A 24,937-nucleotide genomic window follows, 5' to 3' on the forward strand; every position below is an offset into this window, starting at 1 on the left:
TCAGGTGGCTCCCGAATGGATTTCGTGCTGGCGCTCTTCGGCCGCGTCGCCGAGAACGTCGCGGTCGACGTGCTTGCCCTCGCTTTCAGGGCCCTCGCGCATCTCGCAGACGGCGCGCCAGAACACCGCCATGGCGTGCAGAAGGACGAGCCCGGCGAACAGCACGAGCAGGATCTTGAAAAGGAAGTAGGCGGAAAAGCCCTGCGGCGCGAAACCCGTCGTCTCGACGTTCCAGCGCAGCACCCGGGCGCGCATCATCATCCGGTCGATCTCGTCCGAGGCGGAGGGCGCGGGCACGACGAGGTGCCGCCACATGAAGAACCAGCCGTAAAGCCAGATCAGGATCGCCATCGGCGCCATGAAGACCAGCGCGCCGAACATGTCCACGGCCTTGCGAGCGCGGTGCGAGAACTGCGCGTAGAGGATGTCCACCCGCACATGGCCACCCTGCACGAAGGTGTAGGAGACGCAGAGCGACACGATCATAGCGTTGTAGAGCTTCAGCCCCTCGGACCACCAGCTCACGTCGAAGGTGGCCACGGAGCCCACGCCGACGGAGAGTTGCGACAGCGCGAAGATGCGCTGCGTGAACACCACCATGACCTGTTGCAGCACCATGATGAGGCCGACCCACGCCGCGATGCGCCCCACCGTGTTCGCGAACCCCTCGAGGCCGGTCACGACGCCCCACAGGAAGTTCCGGCGCCAGAGCCCGACGATCGTGATGATCGCGAAGACGTTGAAGACGACGAAGAAGAACTCGACGGAGGCGCCGTAATAGATCACCCGCATCATCGCCTCGGGGTCCGACCAGTTCAGCCAGAGCCCGGGATGGGTGACGGCATAGCCGAAATTGTAGAACGCCATCAGGACGTTCTGGAAAAACCAGCCGAGCGCGTCGAGCATCGCTCCCCCCTGCTCCGCGTTCTATCGCGGATCGCTTCTTGTCTTCGTCGAAAGCCGCCTCCCGCGCGCGGCGGGGGGCGGCAGGGCCCGGATCCGGGCGGCGTTACGCGTTCACGCGGTTGCGCTGGCGCATGTATTCGCCGTCGGCCTGCTCGTACCAGCTGGAGGATTCTTCCATGCTGGCGAAGTAGCTGTCGGCCACCGCCTTGTAGATCGGATCGCCCATGTTCTCCTCGCGGACCTCGGCCGAGGCGCGGCCGAACGCGTCCCAGACGTCGTCCGGGAACTGGCGAACCTGGACGCCCTGGCTTTGCAGGCGGGCGAGCGCCGCGCCGTTCTCGGCCAGCGAGAGCGAGAGGTTGCGGCTGTAGACGGCCTCGGTGGCGGTCTGGATGATCTGCTGCTGCGCGGGCGTCAGGTCGTTGAAGACATCGAGGTTCACCGCGAGGCTCAGCGCCGAGCCCGGCTCGTGGAAGCCGGCGGCGTAATAGATGTTGGTGATCTCCTGGAAGCCCAGCCGCTCGTCCGCGAAGGGACCGATCCACTCCGCGCCGTCGATCGCGCCCGAGGCCAGCGCCTGGTAGATCTCGCCGCCGGGGATGTTCTGCACGCTCGCGCCGAGACGTCCGAGCACCTGGCCGCCCTGCCCCGGCATGCGGAAGCGCAGCCCCTGCAGGTCGTCGGCCGACGTGATCTCCTTGTTGAACCAGCCGCCGGGCTGCATCGCCGTCTGGCCCGACAGGAACGACTTCAGGTTGAAGAGCTCCGAGAGCTCGTTGTGAAGCTCGTGGCCGCCACGGTGGTAGTACCAGTTGGCAAGCTCCTGCGCGGTCATCCCGAACGGCACGGCCGTGAAGAAGGCGTAGGCCGGGTGCTGGTTCAGGAAGTAGTAGTCGGCCGAGTGGTACATGTCGGCCTGGCCTGCGGACACCGCGTCGAACACCTCGAACGCGCCGACGAGGCTCCCGGCGGGGCGCTTGTCGATGGTCAGCTGGCCGTCCGTCATGGCCGTGATGTAATCGGCGGCAAGCTGCGCGGCGTCATCGAAGATGGCGAAGCCATCGGGCACCGACGTCACCATGGTGAGTGTGCGGTTTCCTTGCGCGTAAAGGGGCGCGGCCAGGCTCGACGCGGCAGCGGCGGCGCCGCCGACGGCGCCGGCACGGATGAAAGAACGGCGATCCATTGGTCTGGTTTCCTCCCAAGTTTGGCGATCCGTCCTCGGCGCTGCCGAAGCGGACCCTCGTTGACCGTGGGCGGACACTAGCGATGGCGCCCCTGCTTTGGAACAGGAAAAATGCGCGGCGAGGCCCGTTTGCCGACTGTTTCTTGCGCACCCGCCCGCGCGCCCTCGCGCCACCCGCAAGAAAGAATATTGCGCAAGCTTGCCCCGGTGCGACATTTTCTCCGGAATGTGCCAGTCGCCGGTTGACGCGACTTTCTGCACATGCATATCTCCCGGCACGCAGGAGAAAAGTATGACTCGTCTTATCGTAATCGTGGAAAATTGGCGCATGGGCCGGTAACGGAACCCCAGGCCGGATGTCATGCGCCCCCGAACGAAAGGACGGGGGCTTTTTTGTGCGATGCGAGAGGCGGCGACGCGGCTTTGAAGGAGACACGCCGATGACACGGCAGATGACCGGAGCGAAAATGGTGGTTCAGGCGCTGAAGGATCAGGGCGTGGACACGGTATTCGGCTATCCCGGGGGCGCGGTGCTACCGATCTACGACGAGATCTTCCAGCAGAACGACATCCGCCACATCCTGGTGCGTCACGAGCAGGGCGCGGTCCATGCCGCGGAAGGCTATGCGCGCTCGACGGGCAAGCCCGGCGTCGTTCTCGTGACCTCGGGTCCCGGCGCCACGAATTCCGTGACCGGGATCACCGACGCACTGATGGATTCGATCCCGATCGTCGTGCTGACGGGCCAGGTGCCCACCTTCCTGATCGGCTCGGACGCCTTTCAGGAGGCCGACACGGTGGGCATCACCCGCGCCTGTACCAAGCACAACTGGCTGGTGAAGGATCCCGCGCGGCTTTCGGGCACGATCCACGAGGCGTTCCACGTCGCCACCTCGGGCCGGCCGGGCCCGGTCCTCGTGGACATCCCCAAGGACGTGCAGTTCGCCACCGACAGCTACACGCCGCCGTCGAAGGCCCGGGTGAGCCACTACCAGCCGCAGGTGAAGGGCGATGCCGAGGGGATCGCCGACCTCGTCGCCGCGATCGAGACCACCGAGCGGCCGATCTTCTACACCGGGGGTGGCGTCATCAACTCCGGCCCCCGTGCGAGCCGGCTGCTGCGGGAGCTCGTGGATGCCACGGGCTTTCCCGTCACCTCGACGCTGATGGGCCTCGGCGCCTACCCGGCGAGCGGCGCGAACTGGCTCGGCATGCTGGGGATGCACGGCCTCTACGAGGCCAACCTCGCGATGCATGGCTGCGATCTGATGATCAACCTCGGCGCGCGGTTCGACGACCGGATCACCGGCCGGATCGACGCCTTCTCGCCGAATTCCCGCAAGGCGCATGTCGATATCGATCCGTCCTCCATCAACAAGGTGGTCAAGACCGACTTTCCCATCGTGGGCGACATCGGCCATGTCCTCGAGGACGTGCTGGAACTCTGGAAGGCGCGCGGCGGCAAGGTGAACCGCGAGGGCCTCGCCAAGTGGTGGAAGCGGATCGAACAGTGGCGCAAGGTCGACTGCCTGGCGTTCAAGCCCGCCCCGAGGACCATCAAGCCGCAGCACGCGCTGGCGCGGCTCGAGGCGCTCACGAAGGATCACCCGGACCGCTACATCTGCACCGAGGTCGGCCAGCACCAGATGTGGGCCGCGCAGTATATCGGTTTCGAGGGTCCGAACCGCTGGATGACGTCCGGCGGCCTCGGCACCATGGGCTACGGCACCCCCGCCTCGATCGGCGTGCAGGTGGCGCATCCCGACGCGCTGGTCATCAACGTCGCGGGCGAGGCGAGCTGGCTGATGAACATGCAGGAGATGGGTACCGCGGTGCAGTACCGCCTGCCCGTCAAGCAGTTCATCCTCAACAACGAGCGGCTCGGCATGGTGCGCCAGTGGCAGGAGCTTCTGCACGGCGAGCGCTACTCGCACAGCTGGTCCGAGGCGCTGCCCGATTTCGTCAAGCTTGCCGAGGCCTTCGGCTGCAAGGGCATCCAGTGCGCCGATCCCGCCCAGCTCGACGACGCGATCCAGGAGATGCTGGATTACGACGGCCCGGTGATCTTCGACTGCCTCGTCGAGAAGCACGAGAACTGCTTCCCGATGATTCCGTCGGGCAAGGCGCACAACGAGATGCTGCTCGGCGAGGCGGAGACGCAGGGCGCGATCGACGCGAAGGGCTCGGTGCTGGTCTGAGGCGACGCAGGGGGGCGTCCGCCCCCTCTTCGCCTGCGGCGAATTCACCCCCGGGGAGTATTTCCGCCAAGAAGAAGGCGGTGGCGGATGGGACGATGGCGGCCGCGGGCCGCGGCTGAGAGAGGGGAAGGTGGCGGATGTCCGCACTGAAGATCAAGAAGGGCTCGAACAAGCATTCGGCCTACAACCTGCGCCCGACATTCTCGGACGTGCAGGAGCGGCACACGCTGGCCGTTCTGGTCGACAACGAGCCCGGCGTGCTCGCGCGGGTCATCGGGCTTTTCTCGGGGCGGGGCTACAATATCGAAAGCCTCACCGTGGCGGAGGTGGACCACACCGGTCACCTGAGCCGGATCACCATCGTCACCACCGGCACGCCGCAGGTGATCGTGCAGATCAAGGCCCAGCTGGGGCGCATCGTGCCGGTCCACGAGGTGCACGACCTCACCGTGGAGGGCCGCGCCGTGGAGCGGGAGCTTGCGCTTTTCAAGGTGGCGGGCCAGGGCGACAAGCGGGTCGAGGCGCTGCGCCTGGCCGACATCTTCAGGGCGAACGTCGTGGACAGCACGCTGGAAAGCTTCGTCTTCCAGCTTACCGGCACGTCCGAGAAGATCGACGCCTTCGCCGAGCTCATGCGCCCGCTGGGCCTGACGGAGATGGCGCGCACGGGCATCGCGGCGCTTTCGCGCGGCGCAGGCTGAACGGCGCGAAACAGCCCGCGCGGCATGTCGCCCCGGGCAAAACCGGGTCGCGGACAGGCGCGCGCCGGGCGGTGGCCGCGGTATCCTCGCGGGGCTTGCGAGGAGGACCGCCGCCCATGACCGCCACCGATCTTTCCGCCGTCCGACAGCCCGTCGCCGCGGCGCAGGGACTGCCCAACGCGCATTATGTCGACCCGCGCGTTCACGCCGAGGAACGCGACGCGCTGCTTTTCGGACAGTGGGCCGGTCTTGCCGTGGCGGCGGACGTGCCCGAGCCGGGCGACGCGGTGCCGATCGATTTTCTCGGCATGCCGCTTCTGCTGCTCCGCGACCGCGAGGGCCAAGTCCGGGTGTTTCTCAATACCTGCCGCCATCGGGGCATGATCCTTGTCGAGAGTGCGCGCAAGATCGAGGGGGCGATCCGCTGTCCCTACCATTCCTGGTGCTACGCCACCGACGGCCGGCTCGTGGCCACGCCCCATGTCGGCGGGCCGGGCCACAACACCCATGACGCGATCCGCCGGGACGAGCTCGGCCTCGTCGAGGTGCGCAGCCATGTCTGGTTCGACGTGGTGTGGATCAATGTCTCGGGGGACGCGCCGCCCTTCGAGGAGGCTCATGCGGAGCTTCTGGAGCGCTGGCGCGAGTTCGACCGGCCGATCCATCACGGCGGCCCGGACAGCCGCTGGCAGCTGGCCGTGAACGCCAACTGGAAGCTCGCGGTGGAGAACTACTGCGAGAGCTATCACCTGCCCTGGGTGCATCCCGGTCTCAACAGCTATTCGCGGCTCGAAGACCACTACCACATCGAGGCGCCGGGCCGTTTCTCTGGCCAGGGAACCCTGGTCTACCGGCAGCTCACCAACGAGTTCGGGCAGGTCTTCCCCGATTTCGAGGGCCTGTCGCCGAGATGGGACACGGCCGCGGAATACATCGCGGTCTATCCCAACGTGCTTCTGGGCGTGCACCGGGACCACGCCTTCGCCATCCTGCTCGTGCCCGACGGGCAGGAGCGGACGGTGGAGCACATCCAGCTCTACTATACCCGCCCCGACACCGACGAGGGGTTGCGGATGCGGAACGTGCAGCTCTGGAAGACGGTGTTCGAGGAGGACATCTTCGTCGTGGAGGGCATGCAGCGCGGGCGCCACGCGGCGGGCTTCGACGGCGGGCGTTTCTCTCCGGCGATGGACGGGCCCACGCATTGCTTCCACGCCTGGGTCGCAGCGCGAATGGAGGCGCACCGCGGGCGAGCGCGCGCCGCGGAATGAGCGCGGGCCTGCACGAGGCGCTGCTCGAGGCGCATGCGCGCGCCGACCGCGCGGGGCTGGTGGATCTCTATGCCCGCGCCGCGGACCGGCAGAACGACGTGGACGCGGCCTGCTTCTTCCTGACGCATGCCTACGTCTTCGCGCTTGAAACCGGCCACCCCGCGGCAACGGCCCTGCACGGGCGGCTGAAGGCCCGGGGGCGCGAGGCCTAGGCCGACTGCGTCTCGCCCTCGCCCGCCGCTTCGGCCGCGCCCGCCGCGACGGCGAGGCGGTAGAGATGCCAGGTCGTGTGGCCGAGAAGCGGCAGCACCAGAAAGAGCCCGAGGAATCCCGGCACGAGCGCGAGGAAGGTGACGACCGCGATGAAAAGCGCCCAGCCCAGCATCGGGCCGGGGCTGCCCGTCACGGTCTGGACGCTCGCGATCATGGCGGTGACGAAATCCACCTCGCGGTCGAGCAGAAGCGGCAGCGCGATCACCGTGACCGCGTAGAGCAGAAGGGCGAAGGCCGCGCCCACGGCGATCTCGACCGCGATCATCGAAACACCCTCGGGCGTGGTGTAGACCTCGTAGGAGGTGGAGATGTTGGTGAGCGTCGAGAAGCCCAGGAAGAGCGCGAAGATCATGTGCGCGAGGAAGAACCAGAACAGCACCATGAAGAGGATGATCGCGCACATGGTCGGGAGCTGCCGGCCGGTCTGGTGGGCGACGACGCCCAGCACCTCGCCCCAGACGAGCGGGCGCCCCAGTTCCAGCCGCCGGCTCACCTCGTAGAGGCCGACCGCGGCGAAGGGCCCGACGAGCGGAAAGGCCGTGGCCGCGAAGATCAGCCAGTAGGTCTGGCCGGTCAATTGCGTCACCGCGACCATGATCCAGCCGACGGCGACGTAGACGCCCGCGAAGAAAAGCCCGAAAAGCGGCGCGCTGCGCATGTCCGCCCAACCTCGCGCGAGCGCGCGGCGCAGCATGTCGCGCGTGACGGCGCCGAGCGGCGGCACCCCAAGGGGCGGTGCGTCGTCCTGCATGGGCCTCCCCTCCCCTGCCATGGAGCGCTTTCCCGATGAGACCGGGAAAGCCCGCGCGTTTCAAGGGCCGTCACACGGCCGGGCGCATCTCGGGCCATCGCGTGGCGTCATGGTAGGCATGGCCGAGCCGGAGAAGGCCTGCATCGCCCCCGCGCCGGCCCATGAGCTGCAGGCCCGCGGGCAGCCCGGCCGGGCCGAAGCCTGCGGGACACGCGAGCGCGGGCAGACCCGCCAGGCTTGCCGGGACGACCACCTCCATCCAGCGGTGGTAGCTGTCCATGGCGCGCCCGGCGATCTCTTTCGGCCAACGGAGCTCGACCGGGAAGGGCCAGACCTGCGCGGCCGGCAGCGCGAGCGCATCGTATCGCGCGAAGATCTCGGCCGCGCGGGCGAACCAGCGCGAGCGGAGAACCGAGGCCCGATGCACCTCCATCGCCGAGAGCGCGCGGCCACGCTCGATTTCCCAGAGCGCCTCGGGCTTGAGCCTGTCGCGGGCCTCCGGACGCTCGGCCAGGGGCCCGAGCGATGCCGCCACCGCCCAGGAGCGCAGCGTCGTCCAGCTTTCCCAGAGGGCTTCCGCCGGAAAGGGCGGCGCGAGCGGCTCCACCCGCGCGCCCAGCGCCTCGAACGCGGCAAGCGCCGCCTCGCAAGTCTCCAGGATACCGGCTTCGCAGGGAAGGCTCCCGCCCCAGTCGCCAAGCCAGGCGATGCGCGCGCCCGCGGCGCCACGCCTTATCCCCGAGAGGAAGGCTTCGGCGGGCATGCCGTGGGGCTGGCGCGGATCGGGGCCGGCCATCACCTCGAGCAACGCGGCCAGGTCGGCGGGGCTTCGCGCCATCGGCCCGGGTGTCGAAAGCTGGTGGAGGAAGCTGTCGCCCTCGGGCTCGGCGGGCACGCGGCCCCAACTCGGGCGCAGGCCATAGACGTTGTTCCAGGCCGCCGGGTTGCGCAACGAGCCCATCATGTCCGACCCGTCGGCCACCGCCAGCATCCGCGTGGCCAGCGCCGCCGCCGCCCCGCCCGAGGAGCCGCCGGCCGAGCGCGAGAGATCGTAAGGGTTGCGCGTCGCACCGAACACCTCGTTGAAGGTGTGGCTGCCGAGGCCGAATTCGGGCGTGTTGGACTTTCCGATCACGATGGCGCCGGCGGCGCGCAGGCGGCCGATCGCGATGTCGTCCCGCTCCGCCACGCGGCCGGCGAAGAGCGGGGAGCCCTGGCTGGTCGGCAGCCCGGCGGCGTTGGCAAGATCCTTGACCGCAAGGGGGATGCCATGAAGCCAGCCCGCGCGTGGCGCGGCGTCGGCCGCGCGCGCCTCCGCGAGCAGCGTTTCGGGATCGCGCAGCGAGACGATGGCGTTAACGTCGGGGTTGATCGCCTCGACGCGCGCGAGGGTCGCGCGCATCACCTCTTCGGCGGAGACCTCCCGCCGGGAGAGGGCCGCCGCGAGGTCGAGCGCATCGAGATCGAGCGGATCGGCCACCGGCGGGCCGGCCTCAGGCGTCGGCCTGCGCCTCGGCGCGGCTCTTGCCCGCGGCGTCGAGCGCGAGCACGGCGGCCATGAAGCCATCGATGTCCCCGTCGAGCACGCCCTTGGTGTCGGAGGTCTCGTAATTGGTGCGCAGGTCCTTCACCATCTGGTAGGGCTGGAGAACGTAAGAGCGGATCTGGTTGCCCCAGCCTGCATCACCCTTGGCCTCATGTGCCTCCTGGATGGAGGCGGTCCGCTTCTCCAGCTCCATCTGGTAAAGCCGCGATTTCAGGGCCTTCATGGCGATGTCACGGTTCTGGTGCTGCGACTTCTCCGAGCTCGTCACCACGATGCCGGTGGGCACATGGGTGATCCGCACCGCCGAGTCGGTGGTGTTCACGTGCTGCCCGCCCGCCCCGGAAGAGCGATAGGTATCCACGCGGATGTCGGCCGGGTTGACCTCGATCTCGATGTTCTCGTCAACCACCGGGTAGACCCAGACGGAACTGAACGAGGTGTGCCGCCGCGCCGAACTGTCATAGGGCGAGATCCGCACGAGGCGGTGCACGCCGGACTCCGATTTCAGCCAGCCATAGGCGTTCTGGCCGGTGATCTTGTAGGTGGCGGACTTGATGCCCGCCTCGTCGCCCGGCGTCTCGTCCTGAAGCTCGACCTTGAAGCCGCGCTTCTCGGCCCAGCGCACATACATCCGCGCCAGCATCGAGGCCCAGTCGCAGGATTCGGTGCCGCCCGCGCCGGCATGGATCTCCAGATAGGTGTCGTTGCCGTCCGCCTCGCCGTCGAGCAGCGCCTCTAGCTCGCGCGCGCGCGCGACGTCGACGAGATCCTTCAGCGCGCCCTCCGCCTCGGCGATCACCTCCTCGTCGCCCTCGGCCTCGCCCATCCCGATCAGTTCGACATTGTCGGAAAGCTGCTGCTCGATGGCGCCCACGGTTTCGATCGCGTCGACAAGCGCCTGGCGCTCGCGCATGAGCTTCTGCGCCTTTTCAGCGTCGTTCCAGAGATCGGGATCCTCCACCCGGGCATTGAATTCCTCGAGCCGGTGCTGCGCGGTTTCCCAATCCATGCGCTGGCGCAGCAGGTCGAGCGACTTCCTGATCTCTGCAACGGCGGATTCGGCGTCGGCACGCATGGATATCTCCGGGGAACGGGGGGTTGGAACGGTGTGATAAACCAGCCGCCGGGGCGCGGCAAGCGGCTCAGTAAAGGCCGCCGGAACTCATGGACCCGAAGCTGGCGCGCGGCCCCACCACGCCGCGCTGGCCGGTCGAGGTCGTCACCTCGCGCGACACGCCGCCCTCCTCGGGTGCGATGCGCGTGAAGTCGCTCCCCATCGCGAACCCGCCGTCATAGGTGATGCCGAAGATCGGCTCCTCGCCCTCGCGGAAATACTCGGCGACGACGTTGGGGCCGGTGGCGTCGTCGGGCAGGCGCGCGCCGGTATAGCGGTCGATCTTGATGAAGGTGCCGCCCGGGGGAACCTCGAACGCGCCGCCGCCATATTTCGTGATCGCCTCGGACATGAAGCGCTGGAACACCGGCCCGCACAGCGTGGAGCCGTAGGCGCCTTGGCCGAGCGGGCGCGGCTGGTCGTGGCCGATATAGCAGCCTGCCACGATATTGGACGAGAAGCCGATGAACCAGACGTCGCGGGCGTCGTTGGTCGTCCCGGTCTTGCCCGCGATCGGCACCGGCAGGTCGATCGCGCCGCTCGCCGTGCCGCGATCGCCCACGCCCTGCATCATGGAGGTCAGCTGGTAGGCGGTGATCGCGTCCATCACCCGCTCGCGCTCGGAGACGAGCCGCGGGCTGCGGCCCGGCGCGATGTTCGGATCGCCGCAATCGGTGCAGATGCGCTGGTCGTGGCGGTAGATTGTGCGCCCGTAGCGGTCCTGCACGCGGTCCACCAGCGTGGGCTCCACCCGCTCGCCGCCATTGGCGAACATCGCGTAGGCCGCCACCATGTCGTAAAGCGTGGTCTCCTGAGAGCCGAGCGCATTGGCGAGATAGGGTTCCAGCCGGTCGTAGACGCCGAACCGCTCGGCATAAGCGGCAACGGTCTGCATGCTCACTTCCTGCGCAAGGCGCACCGTCATCAGGTTCCGCGACTGCTCGATGCCCGTGCGCAGCGGCGTCGGTCCGTAGAACGCGTTCGACGCGTTCTTGGGCCGCCAGACGCCCTGGGGCGTGTCCACCTCGATGGGCGCGTCCACGATGATCGTCGCGGGCGAGTAGCCGGAATCGAGCGCGGCGGCGTAGACGAAAGGCTTGAACGACGAGCCGGGCTGACGCTGGGCCTGCGTCGTGCGGTTGAAAACCGAGTCCTGGTAGGAGAACCCGCCCTGCATGGCGATCACGCGGCCGTTGTTCACGTCCATCGCCATGAAGCCGCCCTGCACCTCGGGCACCTGCCGGAGCGACCAGCGGATGAAGCTGCCGTCGTCGTCCGACACCATGCGCCGGACATGGACCACGTCGCCCACCTCGAAATTCGCGAAGAAGTCGCCACGCATCCAGCGGATATCCTCGCGCGGCACCACGAAAGGCTCGGCCTCCGTCTCGTCCACGCCCTCGATGCCGAGGCGCAGCCGGTTCTCGGCCACCTCGAGCACCACCGCCGGGTGCCAGGGCTGCACCAGGTCGACGTCGCGGGCGACATCGGCCTCGGCAAGAGCCGCGCGCCATGCCTCCTCGCTTGCGAGGGCCTCCTGCGGAAGCGTCTCGCCCGTGCCGCGCCAGACCCCGGCGTTGCGGTCGTACTGTTCGAGCTGGGTCCGGAACGCCTCGGCCGCGACGACCTGCATCTCGGGATCCAGTGTCGCGCGCACCGTGAAGCCCGCCGAGAAGAATTCGGCCTCGCCGAAATCGCGCGACAACTGGCGGCGGATCTCGTCGGTGAAGTAGTCGCGCGGCGGCAGGGCGGAGCGGAAGCTCTCGAAATCGCCCGCCTGCACCGAGCGCAGCGGCATCGCGCGCTCGCGCTCGTAGGTGGCGCGGTCGAGATAGCCGTTCTCGTGCATCTCCGTCAGGACGTAGTTGCGCCGCGCCATGAGCCGGTCGGCGTTGCGCACGGGATGGAAGTCCGACGGCGCCTTCGGCATCGAGGCGAGGAAGGCCGCCTCGTGCGGCGCCAGCTCCCGCAGGGTCTTGTTGAAGAAGGTCTGCGCGGCCGCCGCCACGCCATAGGAATTCTGGCCGAGATAGATCTCGTTCAGGTAAAGCTCGAGGATATCTTCCTTGCTGAGCGTCTGTTCTAGACGGGTGGCGAGAATGATTTCCTTTATCTTGCGCTCCACCCGGCGTTCGCCGCCCAGCAGGAAGTTCTTCATCACCTGCTGGGTGATCGTCGAGGCCCCGCGCAGCGTCTCGCCGCGGGTCCGCACCGCCTCCACCAGCGCCGCGGCGATGCCGCGCGCGTCGAAGCCCTGGTGCTGGTAGAAGTTCTTGTCCTCCGCCGAGATGAACGCGTGCTTCACGAGCGGCGGGATCTCTTCGGCCGGCGCGAAGAGGCGGCGTTCCTGCGCGAACTCGTCGATGATCCGGCCCTCGGCCGAATACACCCGGCTGATCGTGGGCGGGCGATACTGGGCGAGGCTTTCATGGCTGGGCAGATCGCGCCCGTAGACCCAGAAGACGCCGCCGATGGTGAGCGCGACCATCACCACGCCCAGCGTGATCAGGCTGAACAGTCCGCCAAGGACGGAGAGGAAAAATCTGAGCAATCGTGGCTCCTGCCGGTTTGGCGTCTGTATACGCGCGGCGCCGCGCCGGGTCAAAACACAACGCCGCGTGCCTGTGCTGCAATTGGGGCGGGCCGGGGCCCGGCGCCAGCCTTGCCCGGCCCGATCGGCGGGCCACTGCCTACCTGCGGCGCAGCGGCGCCTCCGCCGCGTCCGCGGCTTCCCAGGCGGCGATGCCATCGCGAATTCCCGCGACGAGACGCGCGCGCCAGTCCGGGTCGGTCAGGTTCTCCAGATCCTCCGGCGTGGACAGGAACCCCGCCTCGAGCAGGACCGATGGGATGTCGGCGGCCTTGAGCACCGAGAACCCGGCGCTGCGCAGCGGGCGCGAGTTGACGTGGCTCGTCCGGGCGTCGATCCCGACGATCAGCGCGCGGGCAAGCTTTTCGGATCGCGGCGCCGTCTCCAGCCTTGCGATCTCCATCAGCACGTTGGCCACCACGTCGTCGGTGCCCGTCAGGTCGACGCCGGCGAGCAGGTCGGCGCGGTTGTGACGCTCGGCGAGCGCGGCGCTCGCCTCGTCCGTGGCGCTGTCGGAGAGCGTGTAGGCCGTCGCGCCCCGCGCGCGCCCCGACGCGAGCGAATCGGCATGGAGCGAGATGAAGAGATCCGCGCCGGACCGGTGCGCGATCTGCACGCGCCGCTCCAGGGAGACGAAGACGTCGTCCTCGCGCGTCAGCACCACCTCGTAGCGCCCCGCCCGGCGCAGCGCCTCGCGCAGCTCGAAGGCCAGCGCGAGCATCAGATCGGCCTCTCTCACCTCTCCCACCTCGGCGCCCGGGTCGATGCCGCCATGGCCGGGATCGAGCACCACGACGAGCCCCCGATCGCCCCGGCCTTCGCGGCGCGCGGGGTCCGTCTCGGCGGGCTCGGGCAGGTCCCAGCGCGGGTCCCCGGGCGCGCCGGCCTCCGCGTCGAAGGTGGCCTCGTCCACCGGGGCGAGCAGCAGGCGCAAGGCGGCCTGCCCTGTCAGGTCGCGGACCGACAGCCCCGCCTCCCGCACCGCCAGAGGCCGCTCGAGGTCGGCGACGAGCCGCGACCATCCGGGCCGGAACGTGCCCGCCCGCAACGCGCCAAGGCCGGACGTCGCGAAGCGGTCGGTGTCGAGGCCCGTCCCCTCCACCTCGCGGAAATCGAGCACCAGCCGGTCCGGGTCGGACAGGGTGAAGACCCGCCAGGGCACGCCCTGGCTCAGCAGAAGGTCGATCCGGACGCCGCCCGCGGCGGTCGCCTCGGCGCCGCTGCGCGTCGGGTCGAGCCGCGCGAGGCCACCCATGTCCTGCGCCCCGGCGGGCGCCGCCAGCGCCACGAGAAGCGCGAATGCCGCGACAAGCCTGCTCATGTGATCCGCCCCGCCTTTTGCGCGGACCCTATCCCAAAGCGGACGGCGCGAAAACCGCGTCACGCCGGAAGATGGCCCCGGGCGCGCATGAACTCCGCGAGGCGGGACAGCCCCTCCCGGATGTCGGCCATTGAGGCCGCGTAGGAAAAGCGCAGCGTGCCGCCGCCCCGGACCGGGTCGAAATCGAGCCCCGGCGTGACCGCCACGCCCGCCTCGTCGAGGATCTCCCGCGCGAAGCCGAGGCTGTAGGAGGTGATGTGGCTCACATCCGCGTAGACGTAGAACGCCCCGTCCGGCGGCGCGATGCGGTCGAACCCCGCCGCCGGCAGCCCTTCCAGCATCAGCTGGCGGTTCTCGGCATAGACGGCCAGGTTGGCCGCGAGTTCGTCCTGCGCGTCGAGCGCGGCGAGCGCGGCCACCTGCGCGGCGTGCGAGGGGCAGATGAAGAGATTCTGCGCCAGTCGCTCCACCCGGCGGACATGGTCCTCGGGCACGACCATCCAGCCCACGCGCCAGCCGGTCATGGAGAAATACTTCGAGAAGGAGTTGATGACGTAGACATCGTCGGAAAGCTCGAGCGCGGTGACCGCCTTCGCCTCGTACTCGATGCCGTGATAGATCTCGTCGCTGATGAAGGCCGCGCCTTCCGCCTCGGCCCAGCCGATGAGCGCGCCCAGCGCCTCGCGGCCCAGCATCGTTCCGGTGGGGTTCGCGGGCGAGGCGACCATGAGCCCCGAAAGCCCCTGCCCCGAAAGCTCCTCCGGCACGGGCTGGTAGCGGTTTTCCGGGCGCGTCGGGATGTCCACCGGCCGCAGGTCGAGCGCGCGCAGGATCTGGCGGTAGCTCGGGTAGCCCGGCGCGCCGATGCCGACCGCTTCGCCCGCGTCGAAGAGCGCGGTGAAGGCGAGGACGAACGCGCCCGAGGAGCCCGAGGTCACGACCACCCGGGCGGGATCGAGATCGACGCCGTACCACTCGCGGTAAAGCCGCGCGATGCGCGCGCGCAGTTCGGGGCGGCCGAGCGCGACGGTGTAGCCCAGCGGGCCCGCCTCCATCTCCCGCACGAGGGCCTCGCGCGCGGCGACGGGCGCGGGCGTTCCGGGCTGGCCCACCTCCATGTGGATGACGTGGCGGCCCGCGGCCTCCGCCGCGCGCGCGGCTTCCATCACGTCCATCACAATGAAGGGATCGACCTCGCCGCGCCTTGAGTTCCGCATCGCTCCGCTCCTACTCTGGGTCGAGCCGCTTTTCACAAGCCCGGGAAGGCCCGTCAATGCACCGCGCCCGCCAGTTCGCTGCCGCGCTCGCCGCACTCGCCCTCGTAGCCCTGCCCGGCCCGGCCGCCGCGCTCGGGCTTCTGCGCGACAGCGACGTCGAACGCTCGCTCTCCCAGCTGGCGGCGCCCGTGATCCAGGCCGCGGGGCTGAGCCCGTCGCAGGTGCGTGTGCTGGTGGTGGATGACGGATCGCTCAACGCCTTCATCGTGGATAACCGCCACATATTCATCAATTACGGGCTGATCCTGAAGCTCGACAGCCCCGCGCAGCTTCAAGCGGTGATCGCGCACGAGGCCGCGCATATCGCCAACGGGCACATCACCCGGCGGATGACGAACATGCGGGCGATGACGACGGCGGCGGGGCTCGGCACCGCGCTCGCCGCGATGGCGGCCGCGGCGGGCGCCGACGGATCGGCCGCCGCCGGCGTGGCGATGGGCGCGGCAAGCTCGGCCATGCGGCGCTTCCTGACCCATACGCGGGCCGAGGAAGCCTCGGCCGACCGCTCCTCCATCCGGTATCTCGTGCGCGCGGGCGTCGATCCGCGCGGGGCGGTGGAGGTGATGAAGCTCTTTTCCGGGCAGGAGGTTCTCACCACCGCGCGGCAGGATCCCTACGCGCGCACGCATCCGCTGTCGCGCGACAGGCTGCGCGCGCTCGACTCCTACGCCGCCGCCCATGGCAGCAAGACCGCCCCCGACCCTGCGGCGATCTACTGGCACGACCGCGCGCGCGGCAAGCTCTCGGCGTTCCTGCGCGCCCCGAAATGGACGATGCGCCGCGCCCCGGACAGCGTGTCGCAGGACATCCGGCTGATGCGCGAGGCGGTGGCGCATCACCGCCGCTCGGACACGGGGCGCGCGGTGCGCGCCATCGACGCCGCGCTCGCCCTGCGGCCCGGCGACGCGGGCTACATGGACCTCAAGGGGCAGATCCTGCTCGAAAGCCGGAATTTCGCCGCCGCGGTGCAAGCCTACGGCGCGGCGGCCAACGCGGCGCCCGGCGACGCGCTGATCCTCGCAGGCTACGGCCGCGCGCTTCTGGCCGCGGGCCGGCCCGGCGAGGCGCTGACCGCGCTCGAACGCGCCCGCACGATCGATTTTCGCAATGGTCGGATGCTCCGCGATCTCGCACAGGCCTACGCCCAGACCGGACAGGTCGCCATGGCCTCGGTGGCCACGGCGGAACGCTACGCGCTGCAAGGGCGCATGGAGGACGCGAAACTGCACGCCGAGCGCGCGCGCGCCCGCCTGCCCCGCGGGAGCGGGGGCTGGCAGCGCGCGCAGGATGTGTTCAGTGCCGCCGAGCGCGCCCTCTGACGACAGTCGGACAGCCAACACGGGAGACCCCCACCATGACCGCCCCCCGCCTCGTTTCCGCGGCGCTCGCCGCAACGCTCGCCTTCGCCGCGCCGGCCGGCGCGCTCGACGTCACTCAGATGACCGACGCGGAGCGCGAGGCGTTCCGCGCCGAGGTGCGCGCCTACCTGCTCGAGAACCCCGAGGTGATCATGGAAGCGGTGGCCGTGCTGGAAGAGCGTGACGCCGCCGCGCAGGCCGCCGCCGACACCGAGCTGGTGCAGACCTACGCCGAGGAGATCTTCGACGACGGCTATTCCTGGGTGGGTGGCAATCCCGACGGGGACGTGACGCTGGTGGAGTTCATCGACTACCGCTGCAGCTATTGCCGCCGCGCCCATGAGGACGTGAACGAACTGGTCGAAACCGACGGCAACATCCGGCTCGTGATCAAGGAGTTCCCGATCCTCGGGCCCGACTCGCTGGCCTCGTCGCGTTTCGCGGTGGCGGTCAAGCAGGTGGCCGGCGACGACGCCTACCACCTGGCCAAGGAGGCGCTGATCGAGATGACGGGCGAGGCCAACGAAACCACGCTCGCCCGGCTGGCCGAGACGCTGGGCCTCGATGCCGACGCGATCCTCGTGCAGATGGAAAGCGAAGAGGTGACGGCGGTTCTGGCCGAGACCCGCGCCCTCGCCCAGCGCCTCGGCATCAACGGCACACCCACCTTCGTGCTGCCCGATCGCATGCTGCGCGGCTACGTCCCGCTGGAGGGCATGCGCGAGATCGTGGCCGATGTGCGCGACGCGGGCTAGCGCGGCGCTCCTCGCAGCGGCGCTCGGCCTTGCGGGCGGCGCCCAGGCCGCGGGCCTCGACCTGACCCCGGACGAGCGCGCGGCCTTCGGCGCCGAGGTCCGTGCACTGCTGCTCGGGGAACCGGACATCGTGGACCGCGCCCTGGGCGCGCTTTCCCCGGCGCCGGACTACGCCGACGAGATCGCCCGTGACACCGCGCTTCTGGACGCAGAGCGCGACGCGCTTGCCGCGGATTCGGGCGACTGGAGCGAGGGCCCGGAGGACGGCACCCCCCTTGTCGTCTTCCTGCCGCCAGCCTGCACGGAGTGCCAGCCGCTGCTGGCCGAGCTTCGCGCGCTCGGGGCACGGCGTGGCGACACGCGGCTTGTCGTGAAGGACATGCCGGGCACCGAAGACGGCGGGCAGTCGGCCGAGCGGTTCCTGACCGCCGTCCTCGACGAGGTCGGCCCCGACGCCTGGCTCGAGGCGCGCGAGGGCCTTGCCGCGCTGCCCGAACCCGCCAATCCCGCGATGCTCGAACTTTTCGCCCAGACCATGGCCTGGCCCGCCGGGAAGGTCGTGCAGAAAATGGACGCGTCCACCACCACCGCGCGGCTGGACCGGGTCCGCGACCTGGCCGGCCGCCTGGGCATCGACATCGCCCCGTCCTTCGTGGTGGGCGGCATTCTCGTGCGCGGAAACGTGCCCGCGGCCGTATTGGAGCGCTATCTCGACCGCAGCGCCGACTGAGGCCTGCGCTACTCGGCCGCCTGTGTCGCCGCGTCGGCCTCGAGTTCGGCGGCTTTCTTCTCCACCTGCTCGACGATGTGCTCGATCATCTCGTCGTTCGACATCCGGTGGCTCTGCTTGCCGGCAAGGTAGACCATGCCGTGGCCGGCCCCTCCGCCGGTGAAGCCCACATCCGTCATCAGCGCCTCGCCCGGGCCGTTGACCACGCAGCCGATGATCGACAGGCTCATCGGCGTCTTGATGTGCTCGAGCCGCTTCTCGAGGATCTCCACCGTCCGGATCACGTCGAAGCCCTGCCGCGCGCAGGACGGGCAGGAGATGACGTTGACGCCCCGGTGTCGAAGGCCAAGCGATTTCAGGATCTCGTAGCCCACGCGGATCTCTTCCACGGGATCGGCCGAGAGCGACACGCGGATCGTGTCCCCGATCCCCATCCAGAGCAGGTTGCCAAGACCGATCGCGGACTTGATCGTGCCGGACATGAGCCCCCCCGCCTCGGTGATGCCGAGGTGGATCGGCGCGTCCGTGGCCTCCGCGATGCCCTGGTAGGCTGCGGCGGCAAGGAACACGTCCGAGGCCTTAACGCTGATCTTGAATTCGTGAAAGTCGTTGTCCTGCAGGATCCGGATATGGTCGAGGCCCGACTCGACCATCGCCTCCGGGCAGGGTTCCGCGTATTTGTCGAGCAGGTGCTTTTCCAGGCTTCCGGCATTCACGCCGATGCGGATCGCACAGCCGTGGTCGCGGGCGGCGCTGATGACCTCGCGCACCCGCGCCTCGGATCCGATGTTGCCGGGGTTGATGCGCAGGCAGGCGGCGCCCGCCTCGGCCGCCTCGATCCCGCGCTTGTAGTGGAAATGGATATCGGCAACGATCGGCACCGGGCTTTCGCGCACGATCTCCCGCAGCGCGCGGGCCGACGCTTCGTCAGGCACCGAAACGCGCATGATATCGGCGCCGGCCTCCGCGCAGGCCTGAATCTGCGCGACGGTGGCGGCGACATCCGTGGTGGCCGTGTTCGTCATGCTTTGCACCGAAATCGGCGCATCGCCGCCCACCGGCACCGATCCCACATGGATCTTGCGGCAGTCCCTGCGGTAGATGTTGCGCCACGGGCGGACGTGATTGAGGGTCATGGCGGCCTTTCCGTCGCGTGCCTTGTCGCCCCGAAAATAGGCCGCAGCGCCCCTCGGCGCAATGCGTGCGCTACTCCGACGCGCCGGAGATTTCGCGCGCCTCCGCCATCGCGACGACCTTGGCAAGCTCGGGGTCTTCGCCGAAATCGGCAAGCGCGTAGCCTTGCGTCAGCGCGTCCACGGAAAGCGCCACGTCGCGGATCGTCGACGTGCCCTGCCCCGCCGGGCCGTAAAGCTCTCCGTTCACCTCGAAGTAGAGCGACCCCGACATCCCGGCACGCAGCGTCGGCGCGCCTTCGGTGCGCGGCAGCGTGTAGGCTTCGCCCGCATCGAGGATCTTCTCGAAGATGACCGAGCCGTCGGCGCCGCGCACGCGGATCCACGCCGGACGCACGGCGAGGATCTTCACCTCGGGCGCCTCGGCCTCCACCACCTGGGGCATCTCGGCGGCGGTGGTGGCCGCGCGTTCGGGAACGGCCGGCGAGGCCAGGTCGAGGCCCGACGGCGCGGCGGGCCGGTCCGCGCGCGCGAAGGCCCCCGTGGTCTCGGGATCGAGCGTCGAGATCGGCGCGTCGCGCGCGATCATCACCGGCACGTCGAGCGCCTGGGGCCGGTAAAGGCGCTCCAGCGCCTCGGTGGACAGCGACGGGCCGTCCGGCTCGGATGATCCCGCCCCGTCGAGCGGGTCGAGCTCGGCGAGCACCACCGGCGTCTGGTCCACCGGCGACAGCTGCACACGCTGGATCTCGCGCAGGACCGACCAGCCCCCGAACCCGATCGCGCCGACCAGTGCGGCAAGCACCACGAGCGAGCCGACGGCCCCGGGCTCCACCCTTGAAAACAGGCTTTCGCTGCGCGGGATGAAGGGCGTGGCGGGTTGCACGAAGGGGTCGCGCGCCCCGCCCGACGTCGTCGCGGGCTTGCCGCGGCGGGTCGGTTTCCGAACGCTCGAGGCGTCCTTCGACATGCCATGGGCGGGAGAGAACCCGCTTTCGGCACAGAACTCGGCGAAGGCCCGGTCGGGGTCCATGCCGAGATAGCGGGCATAGGAGCGCACATAGCCCGCGATGAAACCGGGCGTGTCGAAGGCGGACGGATCGGAGTTTTCGATCGCGGCGATGTAGCTCGCCCTGATGCGCAATTCGCGCTGCACGTCCAGAAGCGACTTGCCGAGGGTGGCGCGCTCCCCGCGCATCACGTCGCCAAGACGCAGATCGAAATCGTCGAAGCGCTTGGGCTTCGCCACGGGCTGCGCGTCAGCTCGGGATGGCTTGCGCCGGATCATGCCTGCTGCCTCTGCTCCGTTGGGTCACGGGCCTGCCGCGATTCGGACCCTTCTTTGATTGCAGAAGGTTACCACAGAGGAAACAGCCGGACAGACGAAACACGTTCAGGCGGACTTCTCGGCGCGATTCAGCGCACAATGCGACCACAAATCGTCCATCGCGCTTACCAGCCGGTCCATCTCGTCCGGGCCGTGCACCGGCGAGGGCGTGAAGCGCAGCCGCTCGGTTCCGCGCGGCACGGTGGGGAAGTTGATCGGCTGGCAGTAGATCCCGTAATCCTCGAGCAGCATGTCGGAGATGCGCTTGCAGTGGACCGGGTCGCCCACGATCACGGGCACGATGTGGCTTCCATGATCGATGATCGGCAGCCCGAGCGCCTTGAGCCGCGTCTTGAGAATCCGTGCCTGGGTCTGGTGCTTCTCGCGCCGCGCCCAGTCCGTCTTCAGATGCGCGACACTGGCCGCGGCGCCGGCCGCGACGGCCGGCGGCAGCGAGGTCGTGAAGATAAACCCCGGCGCGTAAGACCTTATGGCGTCGCACATCTTCGCGCTCGCCGCGACGTAGCCGCCCATCACGCCGTAGGCCTTCGCCAGCGTGCCGTTGATGATGTCGATCCGGTGCATGAGCCCGTCGCGCTCTGCCACGCCGGCCCCGCGCGGGCCGTACATGCCCACCGCGTGCACCTCGTCGATGTAGGTCAGCGCGTTGAACTCGTCGGCCAGATCGCAAAGCGCCGCGATCGGGCCGAAATCGCCATCCATGGAATAGATCGATTCGAACGCGATGAGCTTGGGCGCGTCCGGATCGTCGGCCTCGAGCAACTCGCGCAGATGCGCCACGTCGTTGTGCCGGAAAACGCGCTTGGCGCCGCCGTTGCGCCGGATCCCCTCGATCATCGAGGCATGATTGAGTTCGTCGGAATAGATGATGAGCCCGGGGAACAGCTTCGGCAGGGTGGACAGCGTGGCGTCGTTCGCGATGTAGGCCGAGGTGAAGAGAAGCGCCGCTTCCTTGCCGTGCAGATCCGCCAGTTCGGCCTCGAGCCGCTTGTGATAGACCGTGGTACCGGAGATGTTGCGCGTTCCGCCCGAGCCCGCGCCGGTGCACTCGATCGCCTCGTGCATGGCGGCGAGCACCGCCGGGTGCTGGCCCATGCCGAGGTAGTCGTTGCCGCACCAGACCGTGATCGGACACGTCTCGCCGTCCGGGCGGCGCCAGGTGGCATGCGGAAACGAACCGCGCCTGCGCTCGATGTCGATGAAGGTCCTGTAGCGGCCCTCGTCATGCAGGCGCTGGATCGCTTGGTCGAGTTTGGCGGTGTAGTCCAACGTCACTCCCCCCGGTTTGCTGGCAGCGGGGTCGGCCCCAACATATTCAACAATTCACGGATATAACCGTGAACGGCGTCTTGCAACACGTTACGCGGCGCGGTCCTTGGGGCTCATTGATCCAGATCAACCGCCTTGCTGGACAGCGCATGACGCAATGATAGTGTGCGCCCTGACGCTCGACAGGAGATCCCAGACATGCGCGACACCACGACGCTGGACCCGGTTCTGAACCGCCTCGACGCGGGGCTCGACGCATCGCTGGAACGGCTGATGGCGCTGATGCGGATACAGTCGATCTCCACCGATCCGGACTACGCGGCGCGGTGCCGCGAGGCCGCGCAATGGCTTGTCGAGGATCTGCAAGGGCTCGGCGCCGAGGCCCGGCTTGCCGAGACGCCGGGCCATCCGATGGTGGTGGGACACATCGGCGAAGGCGCCCCGCACCTTCTGTTCTACGGCCATTACGACGTGCAGCCCGTCGATCCCCTCGACCTGTGGGACCGCGACCCATTCGATCCGGCCGTCGAGGAGACCGATCAGGGCCGGGTCATCCGCGGGCGCGGCGCCTCGGACGACAAGGGTCAGCTCATGACCTTCGTGGAGGCGTGCCGCGCCTGGATCGCCGAGAACGGGGCCCTGCCCTGCCGCGTGACCTTCTTCTTCGAGGGCGAGGAGGAGTCGGGCTCGCCCTCGCTGATCCCGTTCCTGCGGGAGAACGCCGCGGAACTGACCGCGGACCTCGCGCTGATCTGCGACACCGGCATGTATGACCGCCAGACGCCGTCGATCGCCACGCAATTGCGGGGCATGTTGCGCGAAGAGGTCGTGATCCGCGGCGCCTCGCGCGACCTGCACTCGGGCCTCTACGGCGGGCTGGCCGTCAACCCGATCCATGTGCTCTCGCGCGTCCTTGCCGGGCTGCACGACGAAACCGGGCGCGTCACCCTGCCGGGCTTCTACGATGGCGTGCCCGAAACGCCCCCCGAGGTGATGGAGCAGTGGGCCGGGCTCGGCTTCGACACCGCCCCGTTCCTCGGCAAGGTGGGCCTGTCGCACGGCGCCGGCGAGCAGGACCGCACCCCGATCGAGCGGCTCTGGGCGCGCCCCACGGCCGAGGTGAACGGCATCTCCGGCGGTTACGCCGGCGCGGGATTCAAGACCGTGCTGCCCGCGGAGGCGCGCGCCAAGGTCAGCTTCCGCCTCGTCGGCACCCAGGACCCCGAGGCGATCCACGAAAGCTTCGTGGCCTATGTGGAAAGCATGCTGCCGCCGGACTGCACCGCCGAGTTCCCCATGGGCGACGGCGCGCCCGCCTGCCGCATGGACACAACCCGCCCCGAATTCGAGGCCGCGCGCGCCGCGCTGTCGGACGAGTGGCCGCAGCCCGCGGTCTTCGCCGGCATGGGCGGCTCGATCCCGGTCGCCGGCTACTTCAAGGAGATCCTCGGCATGGACGCGATGCTCGTCGGCTTCGCCCATGACGCCGACCGGATCCACTCGCCCAACGAGAAATACGACCTCGAAAGCTTTCACAAGGGCGCGCGAAGCTGGGCGCGCATCCTGCACGCGCTGGCCGACGCCGGCGCATGATCCCGGGCTTCGCCGCGCATGTCTTCACGCGGGACGGCGTGGACATCGCCTACGAGACGGGCGGCGACGGCCCGCCGCTTCTGCTCCTGCACGGCTTTCCGCAGACCCGCGCGATGTGGGCGCGGATCGCGCCGCGGCTTGCCGAGACCCACACGGTGGTCTGCCCCGACCTTCGCGGCTACGGCGCCTCCTCGAAACCGCGGGGCACGGAGAACTACAGCTTCCGGGCGATGGGGGCGGACCAGCTCTCGCTGATGGCGCATCTGGGCTTCCACCGCTTCCACCTCGCCGGCCATGACCGGGGCGGGCGCACGGCGCAACGTATGGCGCTCGACGCGCCGGAGCGGGTGGCGAGCCTAGCACTCATGGACATCGTGCCCACGCATCACCTGCTCACATGCCTCACGCACGAGGTGGCGCGGGCCTATTATCACTGGTTCTTCCTCGCCCAGCCGCACCCCTTCCCCGAGCGGATGATCGAGGCCGACCCGGACGCCTTCTACGAGCGGTGTCTGCTGGGGTTCGGCAAGGCCGCGCTTTCCGATTTCGCGCCGGACCAGCTTGCGGCCTACCGCGCGGCCTGGCGCGACCCGGAGGCCATCCGCGCGATGTGCGACGACTACCGCGCCGCGCTCGATCACGATCTCGCCCTCGACGACGCCGATCTGGACCGGCGGGTCGCCTGCCCCGCCCTCGTGCTCTGGGGCGCGCAGGGCGCCATGGCGGCGGCCTACGACGTGCCCGGCACCTGGGCCGGCCGGCTGGCGCGGATGGAGGCCCGGCCGATGCCGGGCGGGCACTTCTTCCCCGACCAGCACCCTGACGCGACCGCCGAGGCGCTTGGCGCCTTCCTCGCGTCGCTCAGCCTTTCGGCCTGACGGCCGTCCAGCCCTTTGCCATCAAGAGGACCCAGGGCGCCCCGTGCAGCGCGAGGTCCAGGATATCGATGGGCCGGGTGAGCGTGCCCGCGCCCAGCATGCGAAGCTTTTCGACGAGATGGGGGTCCGGCGTGAAGGGCGCGAGGCCGAGCGTCAGCGCCAAGATCACCGCGACGCTCCATGGCACCTGATCGAGAAGCGCGCGCATCGGTCTTCCGGAGCGTCCCGTGCTTGGGGAAGGTGTGGCGCGGTTGACGGGGCTCGAACCCGCGACCCCCGGCGTGACAGGCCGGTACTCTAACCAACTGAGCTACAACCGCGCATGGGGTGGACGGATCCACCGGGATGCCCTCCGGGCCGGTTCGGCGGCGATGGCGCGGTTGACGGGGCTCGAACCCGCGACCCCCGGCGTGACAGGCCGGTACTCTAACCAACTGAGCTACAACCGCGCATGGGGTGGACGGATCCACCGGGATGCCCTCCGGGCCGGTTCGGCGGCGATGGCGCGGTTGACGGGGCTCGAACCCGCGACCCCCGGCGTGACAGGCCGGTACTCTAACCAACTGAGCTACAACCGCACATGGGGTGGCCGGATCCACCGGGATGCCCTCCGGGCCGGTGCGGCGGCGATGGCGCGGTTGACGGGGCTCGACCCCGCGACCCCCGGCGTGACAGGCCGGTACTCTAACCAACTGAGCTACAACCGCGCATGGGGTGGACGGATCCACCGGGATGCCCT

At 69.2% G+C, this 24,937-nt stretch carries 21 protein-coding genes and 4 tRNA genes; 9 read left to right on the forward strand and 16 right to left on the reverse strand.

Annotation, left to right across the window (positions count from 1 at the left end):
* Nucleotides 1-906 carry a TRAP transporter small permease subunit gene (locus AB6A65_RS01265; RefSeq protein ID WP_371036540.1) on the reverse strand — a complete coding sequence of 302 codons (906 nt, stop codon included), beginning with the start codon at nt 904-906 and terminating at the stop codon, nt 1-3.
* A gap of 103 nt (nt 907-1,009) precedes the next feature.
* Complete coding sequence (locus tag AB6A65_RS01270; protein ID WP_371036541.1) at nt 1,010-2,092, reverse strand: TRAP transporter substrate-binding protein; 1,083 nt, start codon at nt 2,090-2,092, stop codon at nt 1,010-1,012.
* A 440-nt stretch (nt 2,093-2,532) separates the two neighbouring features.
* Between AB6A65_RS01270 and AB6A65_RS01275 the strand changes: the two genes are divergently transcribed.
* The 4 genes from AB6A65_RS01275 (at nt 2,533) to AB6A65_RS01290 (ending at nt 6,474) form a co-directional block, all read left to right on the forward strand.
* The gene (locus AB6A65_RS01275; RefSeq protein ID WP_371036542.1) at nt 2,533-4,290 is read left to right on the forward strand and encodes an acetolactate synthase 3 large subunit; all 1,758 of its coding nucleotides are present in this window, start codon (nt 2,533-2,535) and stop codon (nt 4,288-4,290) included.
* 137 nt (nt 4,291-4,427) lie between these two features.
* Nucleotides 4,428-4,991 carry an acetolactate synthase small subunit gene (gene ilvN, locus AB6A65_RS01280; RefSeq protein WP_371036543.1) on the forward strand — a complete coding sequence of 188 codons (564 nt, stop codon included), beginning with the start codon at nt 4,428-4,430 and terminating at the stop codon, nt 4,989-4,991.
* 116 nt (nt 4,992-5,107) lie between these two features.
* On the forward strand, nt 5,108-6,262 hold the full coding sequence (locus tag AB6A65_RS01285; protein WP_371036544.1) for an SRPBCC family protein: 1,155 nt from the start codon (nt 5,108-5,110) through the stop codon (nt 6,260-6,262).
* Complete coding sequence (locus AB6A65_RS01290; RefSeq protein WP_371036545.1) at nt 6,259-6,474, forward strand: hypothetical protein; 216 nt, start codon at nt 6,259-6,261, stop codon at nt 6,472-6,474. The genes AB6A65_RS01285 and AB6A65_RS01290 overlap by 4 nt, the downstream gene beginning before the upstream one ends.
* Here AB6A65_RS01290 and AB6A65_RS01295 read toward each other — a convergent pair.
* The 6 genes from AB6A65_RS01295 to AB6A65_RS01320 all read right to left on the reverse strand — a co-directional run bounded on the left by AB6A65_RS01295 (nt 6,471) and on the right by AB6A65_RS01320 (nt 15,074).
* Complete coding sequence (locus AB6A65_RS01295; RefSeq protein ID WP_371036546.1) at nt 6,471-7,286, reverse strand: DUF2189 domain-containing protein; 816 nt, start codon at nt 7,284-7,286, stop codon at nt 6,471-6,473. The two genes, AB6A65_RS01290 and AB6A65_RS01295, sit on opposite strands and share 4 nt — an antisense overlap.
* 70 nt (nt 7,287-7,356) lie before the next feature.
* A complete protein-coding gene (locus AB6A65_RS01300) occupies nt 7,357-8,766 on the reverse strand; it encodes an amidase (RefSeq protein WP_371036547.1) in 1,410 nt (469 codons plus the stop codon).
* 13 nt (nt 8,767-8,779) lie between these two features.
* A complete protein-coding gene (prfB, locus tag AB6A65_RS01305; protein WP_371036548.1) occupies nt 8,780-9,907 on the reverse strand; it encodes a peptide chain release factor 2 in 1,128 nt (375 codons plus the stop codon).
* A gap of 67 nt (nt 9,908-9,974) precedes the next feature.
* Nucleotides 9,975-12,497, reverse strand: a complete 2,523-nt coding sequence (locus tag AB6A65_RS01310) for a penicillin-binding protein 1A (RefSeq protein WP_371036549.1) — start codon at nt 12,495-12,497, stop codon at nt 9,975-9,977.
* A 139-nt stretch (nt 12,498-12,636) separates the two neighbouring features.
* Entirely contained in the window at nt 12,637-13,857 is a 1,221-nt protein-coding gene (locus tag AB6A65_RS01315) for an N-acetylmuramoyl-L-alanine amidase (protein WP_371036550.1), read from the reverse strand.
* A gap of 59 nt (nt 13,858-13,916) precedes the next feature.
* The gene (locus AB6A65_RS01320; protein ID WP_371036551.1) at nt 13,917-15,074 is read right to left on the reverse strand and encodes a pyridoxal phosphate-dependent aminotransferase; all 1,158 of its coding nucleotides are present in this window, start codon (nt 15,072-15,074) and stop codon (nt 13,917-13,919) included.
* 56 nt (nt 15,075-15,130) lie between these two features.
* On the opposite strand from AB6A65_RS01320, the gene AB6A65_RS01325 reads away from it, so the two are divergent.
* Genes AB6A65_RS01325 through AB6A65_RS01335 form a run of 3 tightly spaced genes read left to right on the forward strand, consistent with a single transcriptional unit; the run spans nt 15,131 to nt 17,977 of the window.
* Complete coding sequence (locus AB6A65_RS01325) at nt 15,131-16,453, forward strand: M48 family metalloprotease (protein ID WP_371036552.1); 1,323 nt, start codon at nt 15,131-15,133, stop codon at nt 16,451-16,453.
* Nucleotides 16,454-16,488: 35 nt separating this feature from the next.
* On the forward strand, nt 16,489-17,247 hold the full coding sequence (locus AB6A65_RS01330; RefSeq protein WP_371036553.1) for a DsbA family protein: 759 nt from the start codon (nt 16,489-16,491) through the stop codon (nt 17,245-17,247).
* Nucleotides 17,228-17,977 (forward strand): hypothetical protein, encoded by a 750-nt coding sequence (locus AB6A65_RS01335; protein WP_371036554.1) that lies wholly within the window; start codon nt 17,228-17,230, stop codon nt 17,975-17,977. The genes AB6A65_RS01330 and AB6A65_RS01335 overlap by 20 nt, the downstream gene beginning before the upstream one ends.
* An 8-nt stretch (nt 17,978-17,985) precedes the next feature.
* Here AB6A65_RS01335 and ispG read toward each other — a convergent pair whose 3' ends face one another.
* The 3 genes from ispG to hemA form a co-directional block, all read right to left on the reverse strand.
* Nucleotides 17,986-19,113, reverse strand: a complete 1,128-nt coding sequence (ispG, locus tag AB6A65_RS01340) for a flavodoxin-dependent (E)-4-hydroxy-3-methylbut-2-enyl-diphosphate synthase (protein WP_371036555.1) — start codon at nt 19,111-19,113, stop codon at nt 17,986-17,988.
* Between the two features lie 70 nt (nt 19,114-19,183).
* On the reverse strand, nt 19,184-20,398 hold the full coding sequence (locus AB6A65_RS01345; protein ID WP_371036556.1) for a helix-turn-helix domain-containing protein: 1,215 nt from the start codon (nt 20,396-20,398) through the stop codon (nt 19,184-19,186).
* 105 nt (nt 20,399-20,503) lie between these two features.
* Complete coding sequence (gene hemA, locus AB6A65_RS01350; protein WP_371036557.1) at nt 20,504-21,727, reverse strand: 5-aminolevulinate synthase; 1,224 nt, start codon at nt 21,725-21,727, stop codon at nt 20,504-20,506.
* 198 nt (nt 21,728-21,925) lie between these two features.
* Between hemA and AB6A65_RS01355 the strand changes: the two genes are divergently transcribed.
* The gene (locus tag AB6A65_RS01355) at nt 21,926-23,320 is read left to right on the forward strand and encodes a M20/M25/M40 family metallo-hydrolase (protein WP_371036558.1); all 1,395 of its coding nucleotides are present in this window, start codon (nt 21,926-21,928) and stop codon (nt 23,318-23,320) included.
* On the forward strand, nt 23,317-24,198 hold the full coding sequence (locus AB6A65_RS01360) for an alpha/beta fold hydrolase (protein ID WP_371036559.1): 882 nt from the start codon (nt 23,317-23,319) through the stop codon (nt 24,196-24,198). Before AB6A65_RS01355 ends, AB6A65_RS01360 begins: the two co-directional genes overlap by 4 nt.
* Here AB6A65_RS01360 and AB6A65_RS01365 read toward each other — a convergent pair.
* From AB6A65_RS01365 to AB6A65_RS01385, 5 genes are all read right to left on the reverse strand, one after another.
* Nucleotides 24,182-24,406 carry an RND transporter gene (locus AB6A65_RS01365; RefSeq protein ID WP_371036560.1) on the reverse strand — a complete coding sequence of 75 codons (225 nt, stop codon included), beginning with the start codon at nt 24,404-24,406 and terminating at the stop codon, nt 24,182-24,184. The two genes, AB6A65_RS01360 and AB6A65_RS01365, sit on opposite strands and share 17 nt — an antisense overlap.
* A 35-nt stretch (nt 24,407-24,441) precedes the next feature.
* Nucleotides 24,442-24,518 (reverse strand) — tRNA-Asp (locus AB6A65_RS01370).
* A gap of 52 nt (nt 24,519-24,570) precedes the next feature.
* Nucleotides 24,571-24,647, reverse strand: a tRNA-Asp gene (locus tag AB6A65_RS01375).
* A gap of 52 nt (nt 24,648-24,699) precedes the next feature.
* A tRNA-Asp gene (locus tag AB6A65_RS01380) sits at nt 24,700-24,776 on the reverse strand.
* Between the two features lie 52 nt (nt 24,777-24,828).
* Nucleotides 24,829-24,905 (reverse strand) — tRNA-Asp (locus AB6A65_RS01385).
* Between the last annotated feature and the right edge of the window lie 32 nt (nt 24,906-24,937).

The organism is Rhodosalinus sp. FB01 (assembly GCF_041365715.1).
Taxonomy (GTDB): domain Bacteria; phylum Pseudomonadota; class Alphaproteobacteria; order Rhodobacterales; family Rhodobacteraceae; genus Rhodosalinus.

What these genes read in the sequence shown, in the direction of transcription:
- AB6A65_RS01365 (WP_371036560.1), bottom strand. Translation starts at nt 24,406, where the DNA reads ATGCGCGCGCTTCTCGATCAGGTGCCATGGAGCGTCGCGGTGATCTTG.
- AB6A65_RS01330 (WP_371036553.1), top strand. Translation starts at nt 16,489, where the DNA reads ATGACCGCCCCCCGCCTCGTTTCCGCGGCGCTCGCCGCAACGCTCGCC.
- AB6A65_RS01270 (WP_371036541.1), bottom strand. Translation starts at nt 2,092, where the DNA reads ATGGATCGCCGTTCTTTCATCCGTGCCGGCGCCGTCGGCGGCGCCGCC.
- prfB (WP_371036548.1), bottom strand. Translation starts at nt 9,907, where the DNA reads ATGCGTGCCGACGCCGAATCCGCCGTTGCAGAGATCAGGAAGTCGCTC.
- AB6A65_RS01325 (WP_371036552.1), top strand. Translation starts at nt 15,131, where the DNA reads ATGCACCGCGCCCGCCAGTTCGCTGCCGCGCTCGCCGCACTCGCCCTC.
- AB6A65_RS01285 (WP_371036544.1), top strand. Translation starts at nt 5,108, where the DNA reads ATGACCGCCACCGATCTTTCCGCCGTCCGACAGCCCGTCGCCGCGGCG.
- AB6A65_RS01315 (WP_371036550.1), bottom strand. Translation starts at nt 13,857, where the DNA reads ATGAGCAGGCTTGTCGCGGCATTCGCGCTTCTCGTGGCGCTGGCGGCG.
- AB6A65_RS01275 (WP_371036542.1), top strand. Translation starts at nt 2,533, where the DNA reads ATGACACGGCAGATGACCGGAGCGAAAATGGTGGTTCAGGCGCTGAAG.
- AB6A65_RS01265 (WP_371036540.1), bottom strand. Translation starts at nt 906, where the DNA reads ATGCTCGACGCGCTCGGCTGGTTTTTCCAGAACGTCCTGATGGCGTTC.
- ispG (WP_371036555.1), bottom strand. Translation starts at nt 19,113, where the DNA reads ATGACCCTCAATCACGTCCGCCCGTGGCGCAACATCTACCGCAGGGAC.
- AB6A65_RS01345 (WP_371036556.1), bottom strand. Translation starts at nt 20,398, where the DNA reads ATGATCCGGCGCAAGCCATCCCGAGCTGACGCGCAGCCCGTGGCGAAG.
- AB6A65_RS01320 (WP_371036551.1), bottom strand. Translation starts at nt 15,074, where the DNA reads ATGCGGAACTCAAGGCGCGGCGAGGTCGATCCCTTCATTGTGATGGAC.
- AB6A65_RS01360 (WP_371036559.1), top strand. Translation starts at nt 23,317, where the DNA reads ATGATCCCGGGCTTCGCCGCGCATGTCTTCACGCGGGACGGCGTGGAC.
- AB6A65_RS01355 (WP_371036558.1), top strand. Translation starts at nt 21,926, where the DNA reads ATGCGCGACACCACGACGCTGGACCCGGTTCTGAACCGCCTCGACGCG.
- AB6A65_RS01295 (WP_371036546.1), bottom strand. Translation starts at nt 7,286, where the DNA reads ATGCAGGACGACGCACCGCCCCTTGGGGTGCCGCCGCTCGGCGCCGTC.
- AB6A65_RS01290 (WP_371036545.1), top strand. Translation starts at nt 6,259, where the DNA reads ATGAGCGCGGGCCTGCACGAGGCGCTGCTCGAGGCGCATGCGCGCGCC.
- ilvN (WP_371036543.1), top strand. Translation starts at nt 4,428, where the DNA reads ATGTCCGCACTGAAGATCAAGAAGGGCTCGAACAAGCATTCGGCCTAC.
- AB6A65_RS01335 (WP_371036554.1), top strand. Translation starts at nt 17,228, where the DNA reads ATGTGCGCGACGCGGGCTAGCGCGGCGCTCCTCGCAGCGGCGCTCGGC.